Consider the following 16,033-nt stretch of genomic DNA (forward strand, 5'->3'; position numbering starts at 1 on the left):
TAATTGAATACGGTTGACTAATAATAAAGAAGAATGGGGAAACGAAATGAGGCGGGCAAAAGGGCCGTAGGCCGGTCTTGACCTTGCCCTGGAAGGGAAGGTGTAAACGGATACAGCATTTCCTCGAGCGCAGCGAGGTTTAGCTGTCCCCGTAAGGGGAAATTGGCGCGCATGCGCCGAAAGGGGTTCATTTCCCAAAGGAGCGGCCGTATGTTTTTCCCCACAAAAAAAGAGCCATGAAAACTCTCTCCCTTTTCATGGCTCTTCTCTAATTTATTTTTAGTTCCTCATTTTATCTATATTATCTTTCGTAGTTTCTGCTGATTCTATGAGCTTCTGGGCCTTGGCGATGATCTTGTCCATGCGGTCGGACTTGGTCTCGTAGATGACGTCGCCGCTCTGGAGGTAGCCTGCGCCAGGATTTCCTCCGGAAAGTTTGACGTAGGTGTCGCCTACGACGCCGGTGCTGGAGGTGCCTACGGTGCAGTCTTTTGGAATCAGAGCCTTCTTCTTGATCTGGAGTGTCAGGATGGCCTTGCCGTCTTTCACTTCGAAGGAGTGGACGCGGCCTACGCAGACGCCTGCGTAGAGGACGGGGCTTTCATCCCGGATGCCGCCGGCATCGTCGAAGACAGCATCGACGCGGAAGTACTGGTCGCGGAGGCGCTCGATGGGGTTCAGGAAGAGCCCGATCAGTCCTATGACGACAATCCCAATGAATGCGAACATACCGATCCTTGATTCTCTTGACATACAGCGCCTCCTTTCCTTTTCTTTGTATTATACCCTATACGGGCGAAAAGGAAAAAGGAAGAGCCGTCAGCCGAATATCTTCGTCCTCTTCATGAGCTCTCTCATCTGCATGGCGCTCCATGGCATGTATTCGGCGATGGTGAAGCCGACGAGGTCGGTTTCTTTGCTGATCTTCTCGATGAAATCCCAGACGGAAGCGCGTTTCATGTGGCCGGTGGCCGCATTGTACGGAATCGGTCCGAGGGCCGGGTTATTGAAATAGGTCGCATAGAAATCATGGGGATCCATGACGTCGCAGTCGAGGTGAAAGGCGATGTGTTTGATCCCGTTTTCACGGATCCAGGAAATGGCTCCCTCCGCGTCGAGCTCATTTCCCTTGGCTGCCGCATAAGAAACGCCGAGCCGATCAAGTTCCGCCTGTTCCACATCGACCCCGCCCTGCATGCCTTCATAGCGGACCTGTGACGGTTTCAGCGTTTTCCTCACGAGTCCGGAGAGCTTCGGATCCCCTGCGCCGAGAAGATTGGCCAGGACCATCGCATGCTCATTTTCATAGATTTCCGGGTTGGAAATATCCGGATGTGCATCGACCCAGAGAACGCCGAGGTCGTCATACTTTTCATTCAGGTATGCAAAAGGCGCCTGGGAAACAAGGCAGTTCCCGCCAAACGTAATGATCTTGTCCGGCGCTTCCTTGTCGATCGCGCTTACCGTATCCTTCACCTGCTGATACACAGCGCTCTGCGCCGTCACGCCGTTTTCCCTTTCGCGCGGTTTGAAATCGTCCGGGACAGGAATCGTGATTTCCTTCTGCCCTTCCTTCTTCGGAGCAATCACCTGCAGTATCTTCGCGCCGAAATAATAGACAGGATTATCTCCTGCCTGCCAGTCCGGAACAATGAGACGAATCGTTTTCTTTTCCATATAAATACCTCCTTATTACTTTTGCCTAGAGTATAATGTCTATAGTAAGTATAGAGTCAAGGAGGAATTATGCTTTCCATAGGAACCATGGCCGCCCTTTGCGGCACGAGCGTGCAGACGCTCCGCTTATACGATAAAAAAGGCCTGCTGCCGGCCGCCAGAATCGATCCGGATAGCGGCTACCGATACTACACGAATGGTCAGATCTTCCTTTTCCAGACCATCCGTCTTCTCCAGCGCACAGGGATGAGCCTTGCGGAAATCCGGGAAACCCTTCAGAAAGATCCCGTCGATCTCCGGAGCCTCTGGGACAGCCAGGAAAAAGCCATCCTCCAGAAACAGCAGGAGCTCCATGAAATGGAAATCATGGTCCATCAGCAGCAAAAGCAGCTCGAGGAGGCATCCCTCATGCAGCAGCACGCAGGAAAAGGACCGTATATCAAACGCGTAAGCGCCACGCTCCTTTCCCTTCCGATCGAAAAAGAAGGCATCACCCCGAAAGTGGAACCCAACGACGCCGTCAGCCTCCTCGACCAACACCTCCTCTCCCTCCATATCATCCCCGCCCTCTCCTACGGCTTCCTCTTCCCGAGAAAAGGCTACAAAGACCTCTCCGAAATCATCTACTCCCATACCATCAAGAAAATAGAATCCATCCCGCAGTCCATCCCCGAAGACCTCACGCTCATAAAGGCAGAAGAAAACTTCCTCGCCATCGACTTCATCTGGTCCAGAGAAAACTACCTTTCCTACTACCATTCCCTCCTCGATGCCGCCAGAAAACAGCACCTCAAACTTGCCAGCGTTGCCTATGAAATCTCCTATCCCCTTGACTTCTATAAAGTAGAAAGCGGCAAACGCTTCATCGCAGAACTGGGAACCAGGATCGTTGGAAAATGAAAAAGAGCTGTGACAAAATCCGTTAAAACGCTGCTTTTTCCTTTTCTCGAGCGGAGCGAGGTTTAAGGGTGTTAACCTTGCTCCGAAAGGAGAAGGTGTCAGCGTAGCTGACGGATACAGTAGTTATCGAGCAAAGCGAGGTTTTGAGGTTTTGAGGTTTTGAGGTTTTGAGGTTTTGAGGTTTTGAGGTTTTGAGGTTTTGAGGTTTTGAGGTTTTGAGGTTTTGAGGTTTTGAGGTTTTGAGGTTTTGAGGTTTTGAGGTTTTCAGATAAAACAGATATATAAATGTGTTGGATAATCCCCCCATCGAATATAAACAATGCAAAAGGGGCTGTGACAAAATGGTTAATCATTTTGTTGCAGCCTCTTTTTTGCGTCTTTATTTCATCATTTTTAGCTCTGCTGTAAGCCTTTTACGTAAAAATGCGCGTAAGCCCCCTTACCCCCATAAGACTTTTAATTATATTGTCTTAGGCGGCAATCCTTATACGCATTATTTTTGTGATGTATTTCCTTAAATTATAGCCAAGTGCTACCAGGTATAACTCGGCTTTTACAGAATCTATCCCTTTTCTGACGATTCTTTTGTACCATCTGTCATGTTTCATGATTCCAAAAGTTCCTTCAGCCTGGATTGACCGGTTCATTCTTAGCAGGGCTCCATGGATGCTTTCCAGATTATCCTGAACCTCCTGGTACATGTTATTCCGTTCTCTGCTCAATGAGATTCTTTTGTTCTTCGGGGTCTTTTTACATTGCTCTGCCAGCGGGCATCCTTGGCAGTCTTCGCATTCAAATACTTCCTCCTGCCTGCCGTATAAGTTCCCTCTGACCAGATGTCTATAGATAAATTTGAAAGCCCTGTCATTTGGACAACGGATGGTTCCATTCTCATCAACTCTAAAGTTTATTGGCCGAAACGGATTGGTATGGTATTTCTTGTCTTTCGTTTCTTTCTTGTACATGGGGAATTTCATATACTTTTCCATACCGTGCTGCTCGCAATAGATGTAATTGTTGAAAGATCCATATCCTGCATCTGCCACAGGATACTTAGGATAAGCCCCATAGACTTCGTGGAATTCCTCCATCAGCGGTACGAAGCAATCCATATCTGAACGATACTGGTTAACATCAATTACGGCAATAAATTCATCGGCAACACCTATTTGGACATTGTATGCAGGCAGAAGCTGATCATTTCCCATGTAGTCCGACTTGATTCGCATGAATGTTGCATCCGTATCGGTCTTCGAATAACTGTTTCTGGAAGTACCGCATATCTGTATCTTCTCAACATATTCTTCAAGTTTTGATGTATATGCCTTAAGCTGCTCATACTTGCGTTGATGATCGGACTTGCGATGCCCGCTTCCATGAACAAAGGCCGTCTCATCAATCTGCCAGATTTCTTTTAATTTATCCAATACCAGACGCAGATAGTCCGGAGCGTATTCTGTATTGATGTTTACACTCATATGGTCATACTTAAGATCATCATTGAGTAACTCAAAAAGGCTGGTAATCTTGGCAAAAAGCTTGTAGCGGGATTTTTCAGCGGATTTCTTCCATACCCAGCTGTATTTATTTGCGTTCGCTTCAAACTTGGAACCGTCAATATATATATGCTGCAAATCCACGTTGAGTTTGCCGCAGAGTTCTTTCGTAATTGAATAAAAGATATCCTTGAGAGAATACTTAAGAAAGCCCTTCACGAAATGACAGAATGTCCGATAGGATGGGGCTTCATAATTCATCAGGTACATATATCTGATATTAACCCTGCAATTATCTTCAAGTTTTCTAAAAGAGCAATATCCTTCTTCTGCGAAACCATAGATGATCGTTTTCAGCATGTTGACGGGATTATACCTGGGTCTGCCAGCGCCACGCGTCGGTATGTAACGAAGGTACTTTTTAAGATCGATTTCCTCCATAAATCTGTCATACATTAAAACAGGATCATCGACATTGAGAATCTCAGAGGGAAACATTGGCAAAATGCCTTGTTCTGCGGTAAAATGATTGCTAGTGTTGTTATTTTTCATTGTAAAAAATTATAACACGAAAGGCTCTGCCCCGGACCAAATGATCCGGGGCAGAGCCCTTTTTGTTGGGATGAATTTTGTCACATCCCCTTCTTCCTTTATTATCTTTATCCCATATATTCTTTATACGCTTCGAGGACCCTGTCGCAGAATATGGGCGCGAGGCCTAAGTATTGTTCCGGATTCAGCATGGTGTCGATTTCTTCTTCGGTGAAATCATCCGTGACGACCTTGGTCTTCATGAGGACGTCCTTCAGGGGGATTTCCTTTTCGTAGGCTTCCATGCAGGCATCGTAGACGATGTGATGGGCGGTGAGGCGTCCGAGTTTTCTGGCGAGGTGCATCATGACACATTCGCTCATCATGAGGCCCTTCTGGAGGAAGAGGTTCTTTTTCATGTGGTCTTCGTAGACGATGAGATTCTCGAGGATGTACCTTGCTTTTTCAAGGGCGGGCGCCGTGGTCCTGACGTTCCTAAGAAGCGCGAGGACGTTTTCAAGGACGGCCGGGTTTCTCTTGTGCGGCATGGTGGAGGAGCCGATCTTCCCTTTGAAGAAGGGTTCTTCAAGCTCGAGGATTTCCGTCCGCTGCAGAGTGAATATTTCATAGCAGATGCGGCCCATGGTGCCTGCAAGGAGAGCAAGGTCGCTCGCAAGTTCTGCCTGATTGTCTCTCGCCGTATGCCATGCGATGAGCGGCACGCGAAGGCCCAGGATTTCTGCCATTTTTTCCTGCGTCTCGAGGCCCTTTTCCGGCTGCGAGGCAAGCGTTCCGACAGCGCCGCCCATTTCCAGGACGAAGGCGCGCTTTTCCATTTCCTTGAAACGCTCGATTTCCCTTCCCAGCTCATCCGCCCAGCCGGCTGCCTTGAAACCGAAGGTGATCGGGATGGCATGGACGACGTGCGTCCTTCCTGCTTCCGGCGTATCCCTGTACTTCTTCACGAGCGCAAGGATCGCGGAAAGACAGGCCTTCGCATCGCGCAGGATGATGGAGCACGCTTCCCTCTCCATGAGGACGAGGCCCGTGTCATAGATATCCTGGCTCGTCGCGCCCCAGTGGACGTACTCGCCAGCATCGCCCGGAAGGCTCTTCTTGAACGCATTGAGAAGCGGCACGATCGTGATCGAGCTTCTGAAGCCCTCCGCCAGAGCATCCATGTCGATTTCCTCAGCGCGTGCGTGGCTGACGATTACATCCGCCGTTTCCCTGGGAATCACGCCCAGCTCTCCCTGCGCCCTTGCCAGCGCCGCTTCCGTGTCGAGCCACTTCTGCACCCAGTTCTTCTCACTCCACACCGCTCTCATTTCATCCGTTCCGAAAAGAAATCCCAGCACCCTGCTGTCTTCCATCATGCTAGCCATCACAGCCTCCTCCTGCGCGGAACCCCCGCGCCTCTCTTTCCTATATCCTACCCCCATTTCGCCCGCCCGTGAAATACCCGTTCCTTATCACTTCATAAGCCGGATTTATGGCAAGTTATACAAAATTGATAAAGAAACAGCCGAATCCTCTCTTTTTCGTATATTTTTCAATAACATTCCCAACAGTTTACGTTCATACTTGTTATAATAATAAAAGAAACAGGAAAGGAGCAGCCTATGGGAATCCGCCAACTCGAGTACTTCCTCGCCGTCAAGAACGCAGGAAGCTTCACGCGCGCCGCCGAGCACCTCTACGTCTCCCAGCCCGCTGTGACCAGCGCCATCCGAAGCCTGGAAAGCGAGCTTGGCATCACCCTCTTCGACCGCTCCCAGGGAAAAGCATCCCTCACGGCCGAAGGCAGGATCTTCTCCGCCCACGTCGAGGAAATCATGAAAGGCGTCGTCACGACCATACGCGACATGGACGCCATGAAATCCCTGAGCAGCGGCACCTTTGCCATCGGGATTTCCTCCTTCCTGTCACTGCCATCCGTCCTTTCCCTCATCGCCCGCTTCCTTTCGGACCATCCGGGCATCGAGTGCCGCGTGCAGGAAGGACCGGCAGAGGCGGTCGCCGCCCTCCTGGAAAAAGGCGAACTCGACGGAGCCTTCCTTCCCGAAGACCCTGGCGCCGGGTATGACATCCATCCCCTCGCCGAAGTCCCGCTCGCCCTCATCCTTCCAAAGAGCCATCCGCTCGCAGAAAAGAAGAGCGCCTCATGGGACGACCTCGAAGGCATGGCCTTGTTCCTCCCCGAAGACTTCGGAAAAGGAATGAGACCCTGAGCCGCGTGCACCGCGTCCTCACAGCAGGAAGCGCCGACACCATCCGGGGACTCCTCCTTGCCATGGACAGCGCGGCCATTCTCCCCGCATCCATCTTCGAAGGAGACAGCCGCCTTGCAGAAATCCCGCTTGCGCCCGAGATCGTCATCAGTCCCGTCTATGCAGAAAACGCCAGACGGACACCATCCAGAGCCGCGCGGGCATTCTCGGATTCCATCAACTGAAAGGAGACGGCCATGAAACCAGAACTCGTCGTATTCGGCACGAGCCCGCTCGTCTCCGCCGAACTCCATACAGCCATCAGGCGCCTCTTCGGAGATACTTATCCCGTCAGGGAAGCCCTCACCGAAGACGCCGCGGGGGAAGATCCGGAAAAAGACGCCTGCTGGATAGCGTCACCCATCCAGTACCCGCACGTTTCCCGTTTCCTTCCCAAGGAAAGGACCTTCCTTCTCGATATGCAGCCCGCCGCGGAATTCTTCCTCGCCATGACTGCCAGGGTCCCCGAAGGAGCACCCATTTCCGTCTTCAATAACCGCAAAGCCTACGCCGAGCGCTTCATCGGGCAGATGAAGGACCGCATCCGGGGAAATCACCCGTACACCGCGATTTCCTATGAAGACATGCCTGAAGAAACAGTCCTTTCCCCCCTTGGAAAGGCCAGGTACATCACCGGCGCCAGCTGCTTTACCGGAGAAGGTTCAATCCTCTGCGAGAGCCCCTACAAAGAATCCCTCCCAAAAGATGTGAGCATCCTTCCCGCCAGCCGCGTCCCCACCTTCGACTCCTCGCTCCGCCTCATCCTTGCCCTTGCTGCAAGAAGAGAGCGCGAGCTGAAAGAACTCCTCCGGAAAGCGGAGAGCCCGGACGAAAAGGAAATAGCCAGGGAAGAAATAGCAAGCGCCATCCAGTGCTTTGAGCGCGCCTGCAGGATAGCCCTCCTGGAAGGAGCCTCCCGCCTTCCCGCCAAGGAAAAGGAAACCTACAAACCACCTGCGAAAGAACTTGAAGAAAACGCAGAACTCATAAAAATCATCCGGGGCCGCCTGCGGCAGCAAGCAAGCGCTATAGAAAAAGCCATGCAGAACGCCCGGGAAGAGGCCATTTCCCCAGACAACAACCCGCATCCATAAGGATCCGGTCATATATAAGAAACCAAGGAAAAGAAAGGACATCATCATGAACCATCCCGTACTCATTGCCGCTGGAAGAACCCAGGCATCCAAAGACGAACTCCAATTCATCGTCACCAACCTCATCGGCACCTACTACCCCGTCGAGGCTGTCCTGACGGCAGACATCAAAGAAGCAAGGAAAGATGCACTCTACATCTGCGAAGACACAGAAGCATCCCAGCTCCTCACCGTCATCCCGGAAGAAAACCTCTTCCCCCTGCACCTCGAAGTCGTCTCTGAACACTTCTTCGTCCTGAACAAAGTCCCCGAAGGAGAGACACTCTACGTCTTCAACGACACCCGTCCCTTCGCCGACCACTTCCTCGAACAATGCGTCGACGCCCACCTGAACGCCTCTGCCTTCGAAAGAATCACCTTCGAAGACACCGACCCTGCCATCGTGGAAAAAGCACTGAAAGAAGCCAAGTACATCACAGGCACCGACTTCCTCACCAAGAAAGGCAGCATTCTCCAGACCACCTACAAACCGCTCCTCCGCGAAGACGTCACCATCTTCCCGGCAAGAAGAGCCCCGTCCATGGAAACCTCCGCTCCCCTCATCCACAGACTCCTCAGCGAAAGAATCGAAGAACTGAAACAGTCCCTCGCTGAAGTCAAGAAAGAAGGAAACGAAGAAAAAGCAGCAGCCCTCCTCGAAGAAGCCAACACAGCCAACCTCGAATTCCGCCTCGCTGCCCTCCAGAGCGTCACCATCGGAGTCCAGCCCTTCAGACTCAAAGAATCCGACATCACCGAAGTAGACGAAGGCCCGATCCCCGAAGGCACCATCCCGCAGATCGAAATGAAAATCGGCATCCTCGAAAAAGCCAAAGCCGACATCATCAACCTCATCTCCAGCCCCATCATCGTCCCGGCTGACAAAGAAGAAGCAGAAAGAAAACTCGGGAAATAAAATAAAGAAAGTGAAACAGGAAAGTAGAAAGCGGTCTCGCAAGAGACCGCTTTTTGAGTGGAGAAACCAGACGGGCAGGTTAGAACCTTCCGCAATCATTCAATACCAATATTATCAATGGTGACTTAATACGTTTACCATAAATGAAAACCGTAAGATGCTCATTCGATACTATCAAATGACGCCGTAATGGAGGCCTTTGACCTGCCCCAGCGGGGAAGGCGTCTGGCTTATCTTCTTACTGTTGCCAGAGGAAGGGGTGCAGTATTCATTGGTTTTTATAAAAAGGTTTCTCGAGCGAAGCGAGGTCGTATGGTTTTAATCTTCCCTCATCCCCCACGCAAAAAGAGCTATGAAAAATGGTCCACATTTTTCATAGCTCTTCCCCTATTTATTCTTCTTCCTCGTTGAATTTCAGGAGTGAAATGACGCCGAGGATTCCTCTATTGATCGAACCGTCATCGTGGAGAAGACCCATGGTGACGATCACGGAGATATTTCTGGCCTGGCGGGCAGCGAGGGCGATGATTCTTCTATCCTCTTTGCCGTACTTGTTCCAGTCATACCCTTCCTGATCGACGATACGCTTCAGCGCTTTGACACGGGCATGGAAATTCTTCGTGTTGCTTTCCAGCACCTTCCTCTGACCCTCCGCCAGAGTGCAGAGCTGGACAGCGAGGCGGGCAACGACCTTGGATTCCGCTTCGAACTGTTCCGCTTCCTGCGGATACATCTTCGTGCGGAAGCTCGATGCTTTTTCCTCGCCCCTCGTATGAGACGGACCATCGCCGAAGCCGACGAAGACGGAATTATTCGCATCCGGTCCGAAGACATCGCCTTCCACCTTGCCCGTCATCAGCCATTTGACAGTCGCATTGATCGAAGAACTATAGGAAATTTCATTCTTCCCCGATGCCCTTTCAAAAAGTGTCTCCGCATCAGAAACACCCAGCGCACGGATGCGAAGTCCTCTTAAATCAGGATCGTCATTTCTCTCAAGTCTCCTGATCCTGGCAATTCCTGCCTGAAGCCTTCTGTTCTCATCCCCTCCCGGAACGAAATCAGCCATTTCAGCAGCCCTGCTGCCAGCTTCAAAATCCACATTTTCAATCTTGCTGAAAATCTCAGTAAACGTCGTGAGATCCCCGGTAATTACGGCAAGTTTCTCATTGCCCAGCTGACGGATGGTCAGATCAGCCGACTTCCTCGCTGCTTCCCTCTCCTCTGCTGCGCTGCGGACCTTCGTATCCGCCTTCTTCACGGCCTTAGCCGCCTGCTTCCTTCCCAGCCTGCCGAGCACGTAAAATGCTGTGCCAAAAGAAACCACGAAAATACCGGCATCCATTAACCAGGAACTATTCACCTTTTATCCTCCTGCCATAAAGCGGGCCTCGCCCATAACCAGCTGCTAATCAATTGCGCTTTATTTTACATTATTTTTCTATAAATTAATAGTACTTTTGCTAATAGTACTTTTGCGATGTTTAATAAAATTTAATAAAAGGATAGACATCTATCTATATTATAAAATTCCGTTAATCTTTACTCCTCCTCTCCACATCTCAACCTGCTCTGACTATAATCCCGCATAAAACAAAAAGATATACTACTAAAGTATACCATTTGCAAAAAATATTCAATATCAAACAGAAAGCAAAAAGAGGACATCGAAAGGAAAGCGAAACGCATGGCTTTGATTTTCTTTCAGCCACAGGCTGCTTTGCTTTTCTTTTCGAGCGCAGCGAGGTTTAAGGGTGTTAACCTTGCTCCGAAAGGAGAAGGTGTCGCCGGAGGCGACGGATACAGTAGTTCCCAGCCTGCAAGGCGGCTGTATGGTTTTATCATGTTGTACGGTTTCAATAATCCCCCTCAAAACCTGCTAATGCAGAAGTAATCCTCTCCTTCTTTTACGATATCAAAAGGAATGAGATCATTCTCATGGACACCATAGTCCTGGTCAGGTTCATTCAGGAGCTTTCCTATGCAGCGCCCCTCTTCGACTTCCATGCTCCTCACCCAGCAGCCCTCTGGTTTGTAATCGTCCTTCAGGAAGATGACGAGAATATCGTCAGGATAGTCAGGATGCCTGGAGTCGTCGATGAGGTCGACACTGCGGATGGCCGCCACATCTTCGGATGGCGCATACGCTTCGTTGATGACGGCGATTTTCCTCTCATACGGCGTCCTGTCCACCACCGGACCGAGACGGATGCTGCATTCATTCGCCTGCTCCTTGTGCAGCTTCACCATCATATCCGGAACTCCCGGAAGAGGAATGATCTTGTCCCCCTCTACCTTTGCAGGAGCGAGGATTTCAAAAGTGAAACCGCCCTCCGTATCGACATACCCGTACGCCAGCACACCGCCATCCTCCGGCGCATCCATGCCCCCTGCGTACAGCAAGCCCGAAATCGTCTGATTTATCCCAAGCAGGCAGATCTGGTGCTCCATCTCCCTGAAATTCAGCTGCGCGACCTGTATCATAAATTTCCCCTCCCCTTATTTCTTGACTTTCCTGCGGCCCTTCCTGCCGGACTTCTCCACGAGAGCATAACTCTCATCCAGCATCCGCTTCGCCGCATCCATATCCGTTTCCTTGTCCAGAAGAATGCTGATCCAGTGCACCTTGTCCATATGGTACGCCGGGAAATACCGGTCATGATCGATCAGCCGCTGGATTTCCTCCGGATCCGCCTTCACATTCAGGACCTCCGTCATGCCCTTCCTCTCCACATGGAGCGACGTCCACGGAATGCACATGAAAAGCCCGTACCATTTCTTCGTCCCGTGCTCGCGGAGCGTGCAGTAATCCTTGTAAATCACCCGGAGATTCTCCTGCTCCGTCCCGTACCTTTCCTTCACGTACGAAAGAAGCCGGCTCCGCACATCCGAATCGAAGAAACAATTCTCCACCACATCGCGGACGAGATTCTCCGCCTCCTGGCGCACGCGGTCGACGAAAGCCCCTTCCGCCGACTCCACCTCGAAAAGCGCATACGGCACACGGTCCGGCAGCTCCACCACCGACACCGTCATTTCCCTGCCATGGACAGTGACAACCGCCGCCAGTCCATCCGTCTCCGGAAGAGCGCGCTCCAGCGTGAAAACGCCGCCCTTCTTCTTGAAGCCATAAGAAACCGCCGCATCCTCCAGGAAATCATGCGTCCTGAACACACTGCTGAAGTCCATAAGACCTCCTTACTCCTCCAAACGAAGACGCATCGCCGTATGCGGGATCCCATCCTCTAAGAACTCCTCCGAAGCCTTCACGAAACCCTCGCGCGCATAGAACCCCATCGCATACGTCTGCGCCTCAAGGAAAATTTCCTTCGGCGAATACCGCTTCTTGATCTCCTCAAGCCCTGCATGAAGAAGCTCGCCCCCAAGCCCCGTCCCGCGCTCACGCGTCAGCACACGGCCCACCTGGATCACCCCGGGCTCTCCCTCACGAGGAAACGCACGAAGATACGCAGCCACCGCTCCATCCTTCACACAGAACACATGAAGACTGTCATAATCCACCCCATCCAGCTCCGGATACGGACAATGCTGCTCCACCACAAACACATCCACCCGCGCCCGAAGAATCTCATACAACTCCTCACGCGTCAGCTCATCAAAACCCTTAGCAATAAACATCCATCCCACTCCATTCTATATATGTATATATTAATTATACACTGTAGAACCCAAGAAAAAACAACTCGCAAACTCGCCGTGCTCGCCTTCCCGGGAAGTGGGCCGCAGGCCGGTCTTAACCTTGCCCTGGAAGGGAAGGTGTCGGCGGAGCCGACGGATGAGTTGCATTTCCCCGCAGCAGAGCTGCGGTTGTATTTTTTTTAAACTCGCCTTCCCAGACGGGGAAGGGGGACCGCTTCGCGGTGGATAGGGTTGATTACCACTAGCGCAGCGAGGTTGTATGGTTTTAATCTCCAAGCACACTCTCCCCGCTAATAAACCACATCCTCCTCATTTGACAATCCCCTCCCTCCGTCTTAGAGTGAAAGATAACAACACACGAAAGGAAGGATACATATGATAGGTGCCATTATAGGAGACATTGCCGGATCGCGGTTCGAATGGGACAACTACCGCGCCAAAGACTTTGACCTCCTCTCAGATAAATGCTTCTTCACCGACGACTCCATCATGAGCCTCGCCGTCTGCGACGCCCTCCTCAAGACCGTCCCGTCCTACAAAGGCCTCTCCAGACAAGCCGTCCTCTCCATGCAGAAAATAGGACGCCCCTATCCCCAGAGCGGCTACGGCGGATCCTTCTACCACTGGATCTACTCCGATGACCCCGAACCCTACGGCAGCTTTGGAAACGGCGCAGCCATGAGAGTCAGCGCCTGCGGCTGGGCAGGAGAATCCCTCTCCGAAGTCAGGAAACTCTCCAAAGAAGTCACCAAAGTCAGCCATAACCACCCCGAAGGCATCAAAGGCGCCGAAGCTGCCGCCTCTGCCGTCTACCTTGCCAGAACCGGCGAAACAAAAGAAGACATCCGGAAATACATCGAAGAGAAATACTACAAACTGAACTTTACCATCGATGAAATCCGCCCCACCTACGAATTCAACGAAACCTGCCAGGACACCGTCCCCCAGGCCATCGAAGCCTTCCTCGAATCCGAATCCTTTGAAGACGCCATCCGCACCGCCGTCTCCGTAGGAGGCGACAGCGATACCCTCGCCGCCATCACAGGCGGCATGGCAGAAGCCTACTACGGCGTCCCCAAAGACATCCGCGAAAAAGCCGGACAATTCCTCGACCAAAGACTCACCAAAATCCTCAAAACCTTCGAGCAAAAATACCCGCCCAAAGTGACGGAATAATGCCTAACACCGCGAGATTTAGCTGTTTTTCCTCGAGCGAAGCTCGGTTTAAGGGTGTCAGAGCTCGCCCCGTAGGGGGAGCTGGCGCCGGAGGCGACTGAGGAGGTTCATTTCCCAGGCCGCAAGCCGGTTGTATGGTTTTAAACTCGCCTTCCCAGACGGGGAAGGGGGACCGCCTCGCGGTGGATAGGGGTGATTACCTCGAGCGTAGCGAGGTTGTACGGTTTCTCCTCACCCATCAAAAAACAGCGGTATCAAAATGCTCAGTCATTTTGATACCGCTTTTTTTTAGCCCCGCTGTTTTCCTTATTTCACTCGTTCCACATTCGGCACATGAAGGCCAAAGGAAATTCTCTTGATCACTCGGATATAATCCTCCACCGGAAAATCTTCCTTCGTGCACAAGATAAGATACCTGTCGCCGCCGTCGATCAGGTTGTAATCCGTACTGAAAAACCCATTCCTGCGGTAAAAATCAAGCCTTCTCACCCTCTGCTCAGAATTCGCCGCATGAGGATCCAGCGGCTCAATATTCAAGGCAACGCCCCTGCCCGAGGCCCTCGCCTTCAAATCCGTCAGAATCGCCGTCCCGTATCCTTTGGAACGGATTTCATCATTCACCGCCAGGTACAAGACGAAAACCATATCCTCATTCTCGACCGTGTACGTGAAACCACAGAAATCATCGCCATCATAATAAGCCAGGAAATGCACATAACTGCTCCACGCCCGAAGCCGCAGCAGGAACATCGGGAACTGCTCATTCTTTGGAAAAGCCCTCTCCAGGAGCCCCTTCACCCGTGAAAGATCCCGAAGACTCCCATCCACCTTCCGCGCCGTCAGCTTCATCCCGATTCCCCTTTCCTGCGATAATCACTAGAAATAATGCTTTAGGACCTATGATAACACAGAACGAAAAGCCCCCGCATGGGAGGCCTTTTTTATTTTCCATAACAAGAAGAATTCTTGAAAAGATAATTTTTCAAAATTTAATTGATGTAAATGATAATTTAGGAAAACAAATTGAGACATTATATAGCTATTGGTTTAATCAATTTAATTTTCCTAATGAAAATGGTGCTCCTTATTCTGATAGTAATGGTTTTACTAAATGGAACTCACATATAAAAAGACAAATTCCAAAATCCTGGGAAGTCAAAAATATTAGAGATATTACAAATCTTACCTGGGGACAATGTCCACAGGGAGAACACATTTTTCCAGATAATATGACTGCAGACAATCTCTTTGACTACTGTTCAGGTGCTGGAGATATGAATGGAGGTCTTTTGGTAGATTGTCAGGGTAAAACTGATGATAGTAAGCGTTTTGCATACCCTAATGATATTTTAATTTCTATTGCCGGAAAAATCGGAAATATGTGTCTCGTGGACCATAAAATATCGCTGGGACGTGCAGCATTAGCATTTACGGCAAAGGATCAAGAGATAATTCCATATATATATATGACATTAAAGTCGTTGAATAAAAAGATTGTAACAGTCTCGACTGGATCAATACAGAAAGTTATAAGCGACACAAACGTAGATGATTTCAATTTTCCATACTCCGAAGAAATTGTCAAAAAATTTTGTCTTTGTGCTAATCCACTGTTTCATAAAATTATCAAATTGGAACAAGAGAAAAAAGAGCTTATACGACTTCGTAACTGGTTATTACCAATGTTAATGAATGGGCAAGCTATTATAGAAGATTAAGCAATTAAATTATCATTTATCTGATTATTCAAGAGAATTTTATCATCTAGAGTTTTTAGCACTCGTGATATTTTATGCTGCTCACTAATATCCGGTAAAAAAACAACTATATCTTTTAATATATCTGTATTTAGGGAAGCCATCGTTGAACCTACTGCAGAATTCATAAGTTGTTTCTTCACGTGCTTACTTTCTAGATATTGGGACAAGAATAGCATATCTATATTTGTTTTAGCTCTAGCTCTTATACAATCCGATCCCTGTACCCAACCAGTCTCTTTATTCGTTATAAATGCGTGTCTATCAATAGATCCCTTCCTGCCAAATACTATATCTTCCTCTTTTAGTATATGCTGAGATAATCGATCTCTCGTTTGTTCCGATACATGTTCTATATTAGCAGTCAGGATATTACCAAATCCAATATCTTTTACATTAATAACAGGAATACCCTCTTTAGTATATTCACTTGCACTAAATTGGGTGCCAAAAGGTCCTGTTTGGAAATTCACTAAATCCCCTAATTTTAGATGATTAATATTTTTCATAAAGCCAC

At 49.9% G+C, this 16,033-nt stretch carries 18 protein-coding genes; 7 read left to right on the forward strand and 11 right to left on the reverse strand.

Annotation, left to right across the window (positions count from 1 at the left end):
- Positions 1 to 279: 279 nt before the first annotated feature.
- Together Dia5BBH33_RS09425 and Dia5BBH33_RS09430 are read right to left on the reverse strand one after the other, a co-directional pair.
- On the reverse strand, positions 280 to 753 hold the full coding sequence (locus tag Dia5BBH33_RS09425; protein ID WP_022382005.1) for an MlaD family protein: 474 nt from the start codon (positions 751 to 753) through the stop codon (positions 280 to 282).
- Positions 754 to 819: 66 nt separating this feature from the next.
- Entirely contained in the window at positions 820 to 1,677 is an 858-nt protein-coding gene (locus Dia5BBH33_RS09430; protein WP_143332882.1) for an arginase family protein, read from the reverse strand.
- Positions 1,678 to 1,746: 69 nt separating this feature from the next.
- Between Dia5BBH33_RS09430 and Dia5BBH33_RS09435 the strand changes: the two genes are divergently transcribed.
- Positions 1,747 to 2,577 carry a MerR family transcriptional regulator gene (locus Dia5BBH33_RS09435; protein WP_143332883.1) on the forward strand — a complete coding sequence of 277 codons (831 nt, stop codon included), beginning with the start codon at positions 1,747 to 1,749 and terminating at the stop codon, positions 2,575 to 2,577.
- Positions 2,578 to 2,675: 98 nt separating this feature from the next.
- Here the strand turns inward: Dia5BBH33_RS09435 and Dia5BBH33_RS09440 are convergent, their stop codons facing one another.
- The 3 genes from Dia5BBH33_RS09440 to Dia5BBH33_RS09450 form a co-directional block, all read right to left on the reverse strand.
- A complete protein-coding gene (locus tag Dia5BBH33_RS09440; protein WP_143332884.1) occupies positions 2,676 to 2,930 on the reverse strand; it encodes a hypothetical protein in 255 nt (84 codons plus the stop codon).
- Between the two features lie 117 nt (positions 2,931 to 3,047).
- Positions 3,048 to 4,625, reverse strand: coding sequence for an IS1182 family transposase (locus Dia5BBH33_RS09445; RefSeq protein ID WP_143332102.1), 1,578 nt, complete (start codon positions 4,623 to 4,625; stop codon positions 3,048 to 3,050).
- A 107-nt stretch (positions 4,626 to 4,732) separates the two neighbouring features.
- On the reverse strand, positions 4,733 to 5,989 hold the full coding sequence (locus tag Dia5BBH33_RS09450) for a class-II fumarase/aspartase family protein (protein WP_143332885.1): 1,257 nt from the start codon (positions 5,987 to 5,989) through the stop codon (positions 4,733 to 4,735).
- A gap of 237 nt (positions 5,990 to 6,226) precedes the next feature.
- On the opposite strand from Dia5BBH33_RS09450, the gene Dia5BBH33_RS09455 reads away from it, so the two are divergent.
- Genes Dia5BBH33_RS09455 through Dia5BBH33_RS09470 form a run of 4 tightly spaced genes read left to right on the forward strand, consistent with a single transcriptional unit; the run spans position 6,227 to position 8,923 of the window.
- On the forward strand, positions 6,227 to 6,835 hold the full coding sequence (locus tag Dia5BBH33_RS09455) for a LysR family transcriptional regulator (protein WP_143332886.1): 609 nt from the start codon (positions 6,227 to 6,229) through the stop codon (positions 6,833 to 6,835).
- 5 nt (positions 6,836 to 6,840) lie between these two features.
- Entirely contained in the window at positions 6,841 to 7,059 is a 219-nt protein-coding gene (locus Dia5BBH33_RS09460; RefSeq protein ID WP_022382642.1) for a type 2 periplasmic-binding domain-containing protein, read from the forward strand.
- 12 nt (positions 7,060 to 7,071) lie between these two features.
- Positions 7,072 to 7,968 (forward strand): hypothetical protein, encoded by an 897-nt coding sequence (locus Dia5BBH33_RS09465; RefSeq protein WP_143332887.1) that lies wholly within the window; start codon positions 7,072 to 7,074, stop codon positions 7,966 to 7,968.
- Between the two features lie 46 nt (positions 7,969 to 8,014).
- The gene (locus Dia5BBH33_RS09470; RefSeq protein WP_143332888.1) at positions 8,015 to 8,923 is read left to right on the forward strand and encodes a hypothetical protein; all 909 of its coding nucleotides are present in this window, start codon (positions 8,015 to 8,017) and stop codon (positions 8,921 to 8,923) included.
- A gap of 391 nt (positions 8,924 to 9,314) precedes the next feature.
- Here Dia5BBH33_RS09470 and Dia5BBH33_RS09475 read toward each other — a convergent pair whose 3' ends face one another.
- The 4 genes from Dia5BBH33_RS09475 to Dia5BBH33_RS09490 all read right to left on the reverse strand — a co-directional run bounded on the left by Dia5BBH33_RS09475 (position 9,315) and on the right by Dia5BBH33_RS09490 (position 12,562).
- Positions 9,315 to 10,286, reverse strand: coding sequence for a hypothetical protein (locus Dia5BBH33_RS09475; RefSeq protein WP_143332889.1), 972 nt, complete (start codon positions 10,284 to 10,286; stop codon positions 9,315 to 9,317).
- 506 nt (positions 10,287 to 10,792) lie between these two features.
- The gene (locus Dia5BBH33_RS09480; RefSeq protein WP_108850431.1) at positions 10,793 to 11,407 is read right to left on the reverse strand and encodes a hypothetical protein; all 615 of its coding nucleotides are present in this window, start codon (positions 11,405 to 11,407) and stop codon (positions 10,793 to 10,795) included.
- A 15-nt stretch (positions 11,408 to 11,422) separates the two neighbouring features.
- On the reverse strand, positions 11,423 to 12,112 hold the full coding sequence (locus Dia5BBH33_RS09485; RefSeq protein ID WP_143332890.1) for an MmcQ/YjbR family DNA-binding protein: 690 nt from the start codon (positions 12,110 to 12,112) through the stop codon (positions 11,423 to 11,425).
- A gap of 9 nt (positions 12,113 to 12,121) precedes the next feature.
- Positions 12,122 to 12,562, reverse strand: coding sequence for a GNAT family N-acetyltransferase (locus Dia5BBH33_RS09490; RefSeq protein ID WP_108850430.1), 441 nt, complete (start codon positions 12,560 to 12,562; stop codon positions 12,122 to 12,124).
- 396 nt (positions 12,563 to 12,958) lie between these two features.
- Between Dia5BBH33_RS09490 and Dia5BBH33_RS09495 the strand changes: the two genes are divergently transcribed.
- A complete protein-coding gene (locus Dia5BBH33_RS09495; protein ID WP_143332891.1) occupies positions 12,959 to 13,759 on the forward strand; it encodes an ADP-ribosylglycohydrolase family protein in 801 nt (266 codons plus the stop codon).
- Positions 13,760 to 14,065: 306 nt separating this feature from the next.
- Here the strand turns inward: Dia5BBH33_RS09495 and Dia5BBH33_RS09500 are convergent, their stop codons facing one another.
- Positions 14,066 to 14,608, reverse strand: a complete 543-nt coding sequence (locus Dia5BBH33_RS09500; protein ID WP_143332892.1) for a GNAT family N-acetyltransferase — start codon at positions 14,606 to 14,608, stop codon at positions 14,066 to 14,068.
- A 50-nt stretch (positions 14,609 to 14,658) separates the two neighbouring features.
- Here Dia5BBH33_RS09500 and Dia5BBH33_RS09505 point away from each other — a divergent pair, with 50 nt between their 5' ends.
- Positions 14,659 to 15,477, forward strand: coding sequence for a restriction endonuclease subunit S (locus Dia5BBH33_RS09505; RefSeq protein ID WP_143332893.1), 819 nt, complete (start codon positions 14,659 to 14,661; stop codon positions 15,475 to 15,477).
- On the opposite strand, the gene Dia5BBH33_RS09510 is transcribed toward Dia5BBH33_RS09505, so the two are convergent.
- Positions 15,474 to 16,025 carry a restriction endonuclease subunit S gene (locus Dia5BBH33_RS09510; RefSeq protein ID WP_162501794.1) on the reverse strand — a complete coding sequence of 184 codons (552 nt, stop codon included), beginning with the start codon at positions 16,023 to 16,025 and terminating at the stop codon, positions 15,474 to 15,476. The two genes, Dia5BBH33_RS09505 and Dia5BBH33_RS09510, sit on opposite strands and share 4 nt — an antisense overlap.
- Between the last annotated feature and the right edge of the window lie 8 nt (positions 16,026 to 16,033).

The sequence above is a fragment of the Dialister hominis genome (genome assembly GCF_007164725.1).
Taxonomy (GTDB): domain Bacteria; phylum Bacillota; class Negativicutes; order Veillonellales; family Dialisteraceae; genus Dialister; species Dialister hominis.

Coding starts and splice junctions, on each gene's coding strand:
- Dia5BBH33_RS09445 (WP_143332102.1), bottom strand. CDS start 4,625: ATGAAAAATAACAACACTAGCAATCATTTTACCGCAGAACAAGGCATT.
- Dia5BBH33_RS09505 (WP_143332893.1), top strand. CDS start 14,659: ATGATAACACAGAACGAAAAGCCCCCGCATGGGAGGCCTTTTTTATTT.
- Dia5BBH33_RS09480 (WP_108850431.1), bottom strand. CDS start 11,407: ATGATACAGGTCGCGCAGCTGAATTTCAGGGAGATGGAGCACCAGATC.
- Dia5BBH33_RS09440 (WP_143332884.1), bottom strand. CDS start 2,930: ATGATTAACCATTTTGTCACAGCCCCTTTTGCATTGTTTATATTCGAT.
- Dia5BBH33_RS09430 (WP_143332882.1), bottom strand. CDS start 1,677: ATGGAAAAGAAAACGATTCGTCTCATTGTTCCGGACTGGCAGGCAGGA.
- Dia5BBH33_RS09510 (WP_162501794.1), bottom strand. CDS start 16,025: ATGAAAAATATTAATCATCTAAAATTAGGGGATTTAGTGAATTTCCAA.
- Dia5BBH33_RS09425 (WP_022382005.1), bottom strand. CDS start 753: ATGTCAAGAGAATCAAGGATCGGTATGTTCGCATTCATTGGGATTGTC.
- Dia5BBH33_RS09465 (WP_143332887.1), top strand. CDS start 7,072: ATGAAACCAGAACTCGTCGTATTCGGCACGAGCCCGCTCGTCTCCGCC.
- Dia5BBH33_RS09495 (WP_143332891.1), top strand. CDS start 12,959: ATGATAGGTGCCATTATAGGAGACATTGCCGGATCGCGGTTCGAATGG.
- Dia5BBH33_RS09455 (WP_143332886.1), top strand. CDS start 6,227: ATGGGAATCCGCCAACTCGAGTACTTCCTCGCCGTCAAGAACGCAGGA.
- Dia5BBH33_RS09485 (WP_143332890.1), bottom strand. CDS start 12,112: ATGGACTTCAGCAGTGTGTTCAGGACGCATGATTTCCTGGAGGATGCG.
- Dia5BBH33_RS09470 (WP_143332888.1), top strand. CDS start 8,015: ATGAACCATCCCGTACTCATTGCCGCTGGAAGAACCCAGGCATCCAAA.
- Dia5BBH33_RS09500 (WP_143332892.1), bottom strand. CDS start 14,608: ATGAAGCTGACGGCGCGGAAGGTGGATGGGAGTCTTCGGGATCTTTCA.
- Dia5BBH33_RS09435 (WP_143332883.1), top strand. CDS start 1,747: ATGCTTTCCATAGGAACCATGGCCGCCCTTTGCGGCACGAGCGTGCAG.
- Dia5BBH33_RS09450 (WP_143332885.1), bottom strand. CDS start 5,989: ATGGCTAGCATGATGGAAGACAGCAGGGTGCTGGGATTTCTTTTCGGA.
- Dia5BBH33_RS09490 (WP_108850430.1), bottom strand. CDS start 12,562: ATGTTTATTGCTAAGGGTTTTGATGAGCTGACGCGTGAGGAGTTGTAT.